Source organism: Vibrio sp. 1641 (assembly GCF_033339995.1).
Classification (GTDB): domain Bacteria; phylum Pseudomonadota; class Gammaproteobacteria; order Enterobacterales; family Vibrionaceae; genus Vibrio; species Vibrio alginolyticus.
On the sequence record NZ_JAWOVP010000239.1, the window covers coordinates 1 to 649 of the forward strand.

A 649-nucleotide genomic window follows, 5' to 3' on the forward strand; every position below is an offset into this window, starting at 1 on the left:
CGGCGTTAACACTGCAGTTTTCCCATCTTTCTCGGGAGCAAGCCAATATCAGCCCATTGCTTGCTAGTGGCATACTCCTGAGTTGCGGCACCATGTTTCCTCGGCTGTTGATTATTCTGTTTGTGATTAATCCTCAACTTGTCTCGTTACTATGGCCGATTGTGATGGCCATGATGGCGGCGCTGTATTTGCCTGCTTGGTGGATATGGCGGCGGAGTGAAGTGGAACAGATCGAACAATCGAACAAACAGAGCAACCCACTCGCACTGCAATCGGCGCTGTTTTTTGGGATGATGCTGGCGGTGATTATACTGCTGTCACATGCGCTTGCTGAGTGGTTCGGTAATGCGGGTGTCTTAATTTTATCGGCCCTTTCAGGGATTACGGATGTAGACGCGATTTCCTTGGCGCTCGGTCGTCAGAGCATCCAAATATTGAGCGTAACCACCGCCGCGCTGGGTATCTTAATTGCCGCATCGGTCAATACCATTGTTAAGATGAGTATGGTTGTCGCGATAGGAGACAAAAAATTATGGCTTAGGGTCGCGCCTGTGATGGTGGGATGTGTTGCCGTTGGGGCACTGATGTTCTTTGTCTTGTATTGAGTATCTGTTTTCTAAACCGTGTGTCTTGAACAACAAAAAAGCCC

1 protein-coding gene is annotated in these 649 nt (G+C 49.0%); it reads left to right on the plus strand.

Features of this window, described 5'->3' with window-relative positions:
• Positions 1-605 (plus strand): DUF4010 domain-containing protein (locus tag R7Z47_RS25265; RefSeq protein WP_318130819.1); only part of this gene is annotated, 605 nt, incomplete at its 5' end.
• Positions 606-649 lie beyond the last annotated feature (44 nt).